Source organism: Citrobacter sp. wls613 (assembly GCF_005281195.1).
Classification (GTDB): Bacteria; Pseudomonadota; Gammaproteobacteria; order Enterobacterales; family Enterobacteriaceae; genus Citrobacter; species Citrobacter gillenii.
On sequence record NZ_SZXN01000031.1, the window covers coordinates 12,653 to 15,269 of the forward strand.

Here is a 2,617-nt window from a genome sequence, read left to right on the forward strand (position 1 = left end):
ATCAGAATAAGAGCTCGACGCAAAAGAGCTAGCAATTAATACCTTATAAAAAACAAATCCAGCAGCAAAGGCAAGAGTGTTAATTGCAATTGACTTGATTATTTCCAGGTATCTTAAATCATCTTTTTTAGAAAAATAAAGATGAATTACATCAATAATCATAAGTAATATGAATAGCGATATTGATGCCTGATAAAAAGACAGGGAAGCGATAACAGAAATGAAATGCAGAAAAGGAGACCAAGGTTTTTTCTTCAATGCATATGGCAATAATAGTGCAACAAGACTCAAAGACATAGGTAGTGAGTCATAACGATATGAGATATTCTCAAGGAAAAATGGTGATAGAATAAAATATAAAACACATGCAGCAGAAGAAATTGTGCCTTTTTTGGGCAGATACTTCACCCCCCAAAGTGACAGAACTGCACTTAAGGCAATGACAGATAAAATCTGGGGAAGGGGTGTAATATCTAGGATTGGCGTGCCAAAACTCAAGGCTGACATTAATAGATCAGAGGCTGGCCTGCCGTCCTGCCCCCACGATGTATAACCGTAAAGAGAACGGCCTAAGTCATCAATGTAAAGTCTGCCAGTAAAAACAATCCAAGATATGTATAAAAGGGACAATGGCAAAACAATTCTAAAAATTCGCTGGAATTTATCGTTTTTTAACGCTGAATCACTCATGTTCAACATTATCCCTTTTCGTAATGTATCTTGGTCTGTTCTTTGTTTCGATGTAAATGCGCCCAATGTATTCTCCGAGCACTCCAATGCCTATCAGCTGAACACCGCCAAGGAACAGCATAGATACCATTATCGAGGTGTATCCCTTAACAGGGTTTCCAAAGCATAGGGTGTCGATAAGCATGTATGCTCCATAAAAAAAAGAGCATCCGGCAACGAAGAGTCCGATATACGTCCACATTCTCAGCGGGAAAGTGGAGAAGCTCGTTATCCCTTCAAGCGCCAGATTCCAAAGCTTCCAGCCATTAAACTTACTTTTTCCTGCGGCTCTTTCGGCTCTTACGTATTCAACCACATCTGTCTTACCACCTACCCAGCTCAGCACCCCTTTCATGAAAAGATTACGCTCAGGGAGAAGCTTGATATTCTCAACAACATTACGAGACATCAGACGAAAATCACCCACATTCTCTTCAATTTTAGGGTTGCTGATCCTGTTGTGCAGCTTATAGAACCATTCGGCAGATTTGCGCTTCATGCGACCATCTGTAGAGCGGTCTGTTCGTTTAGCTAGCACCATTTCAGCACCGGATTGCCACTTTTCAATTAGATGCGGAATGACCTCAATCGGGTCCTGCAGGTCAACGTCGATCGGGATAACTGCGTCACCGGTCGCACGGTCAAGGCCAGCGAAAAGGGCTGGCTCCTTGCCGAAATTACGAGTAAACGACAATGGAACCACCAATGGATCTACTACGCCAAGTGCGTTAATAATCGACTCTGTAGCGTCTTTACTGCCATCATTGATGAAGATTATTTCAATTTCGTGTTCTTTTAGTTCTTCGAATTCACGGACTGTTTTATAAAATATTGGAATGGCGTCTTCTTCATTGAAGACAGGAACGACCAGAGATATTTTCATTTCTTATCCCTAAATACGATATATTTTGAATAAAAGAATCCGCAGATCAGACTGATTGCGGAGAAAAGAATGAGAGTGAATAGAGGTGGTAATGATACCTGGTCCGCCTCCCATCCAACGGCAGCGCTCAGCGTACCCATAAATCCTACGTACAGCATGTAGCGCAACGTGGTTGTTTGAGCATTAAATGTGAATCTGGCATTTGCAAAAAAACTAAAACTCACAGCAACAACGAAACCAGCGAAGTTCCCAAGCGCCTGGCCGGTATTGAATACATAAATGCAAACAGCGAAAACTACCCAGTGAATGAGTGTGTTAATGATGCCTATTGATGTATATCTTGCGAATAACTTTAACATGTTAGAAATCAGTGAATTCGGAAAGGTCTGAAGTTTAGCACCTGTACGCCACTTGGTCGACCCTCAACATTGACGATACTGTATGCACATACAGTATTAATCGGAGGTCATCATGGGATTCCCGTCACCGGCAGCAGATTACGTAGAAGAGCGGATTTCGCTTGATGCGAAGTTCATCAGGCACCCTAACGCAACGTACTTCATGCGCGCGGGTAACACGCACTACCGGGAGGGCATCATTAAAGGCGCACTGCTGGTCATCGACTGCTCGCTGACTGTGTGCGATGGGTCATTGCTGGTTTGTTGCATGGACGGGGAGTTCAGAGTGAAGCGCTACCGTTCGCACCCAAGGCCGCACCTGGTTAACCTGGAGAACGGTAAGCGAGAGGAGATACCGGAAGATACCGGTGCAGATACGTCGCGACCGATATTCGGTGTGATCACGTACATCATCAACGATGCGCGGTCGGGTGAGTTCGATGACTGTCCGGTGATATAGGTGGCTCTATGCCACCTTCTCATCAAGCCAGTCTGCCCACCACTGCATCATTTCTCTGCGGGTATCCAGATAGGCTGCATGGTTGTACACGGAGCGAGTACCTCCGCTGACGTGCGCCAGTTGCATTTCTATCGCGTCTCTGTTCCA

The 2,617-nt window shown here is 44.4% G+C and carries 4 protein-coding genes and 1 pseudogene; 1 reads left to right on the forward strand and 4 read right to left on the reverse strand.

Annotated features, from left to right (window positions below; genetic code table 11):
• The 3 genes from FDX01_RS23025 to FDX01_RS04565 all read right to left on the reverse strand — a co-directional run.
• On the reverse strand, positions 1-690 hold a 690-nt coding region (locus FDX01_RS23025; protein ID WP_170974755.1), incomplete at its 3' end, for a glucosyltransferase domain-containing protein.
• Entirely contained in the window at positions 683-1,612 is a 930-nt protein-coding gene (locus tag FDX01_RS04560; protein WP_137399312.1) for a glycosyltransferase family 2 protein, read from the reverse strand. The genes FDX01_RS23025 and FDX01_RS04560, both read right to left, overlap by 8 nt.
• Positions 1,609-1,971 (reverse strand): GtrA family protein, encoded by a 363-nt coding sequence (locus FDX01_RS04565; protein ID WP_137399313.1) that lies wholly within the window; start codon positions 1,969-1,971, stop codon positions 1,609-1,611. Before FDX01_RS04565 ends, FDX01_RS04560 begins: the two co-directional genes overlap by 4 nt.
• A 112-nt stretch (positions 1,972-2,083) precedes the next feature.
• Between FDX01_RS04565 and FDX01_RS04570 the strand changes: the two genes are divergently transcribed.
• A complete protein-coding gene (locus FDX01_RS04570; protein WP_137399314.1) occupies positions 2,084-2,470 on the forward strand; it encodes a S24 family peptidase in 387 nt (128 codons plus the stop codon).
• A gap of 6 nt (positions 2,471-2,476) precedes the next feature.
• Here the strand turns inward: FDX01_RS04570 and FDX01_RS23500 are convergent.
• Positions 2,477-2,617: pseudogene (locus tag FDX01_RS23500) on the reverse strand (integrase); the annotation flags it as partial.

Excerpts from the sequence above, each read along its gene's own strand:
- FDX01_RS04570 (WP_137399314.1), top strand. The coding sequence starts at position 2,084 with ATGGGATTCCCGTCACCGGCAGCAGATTACGTAGAAGAGCGGATTTCG.
- FDX01_RS04565 (WP_137399313.1), bottom strand. The coding sequence starts at position 1,971 with ATGTTAAAGTTATTCGCAAGATATACATCAATAGGCATCATTAACACA.
- FDX01_RS04560 (WP_137399312.1), bottom strand. The coding sequence starts at position 1,612 with ATGAAAATATCTCTGGTCGTTCCTGTCTTCAATGAAGAAGACGCCATT.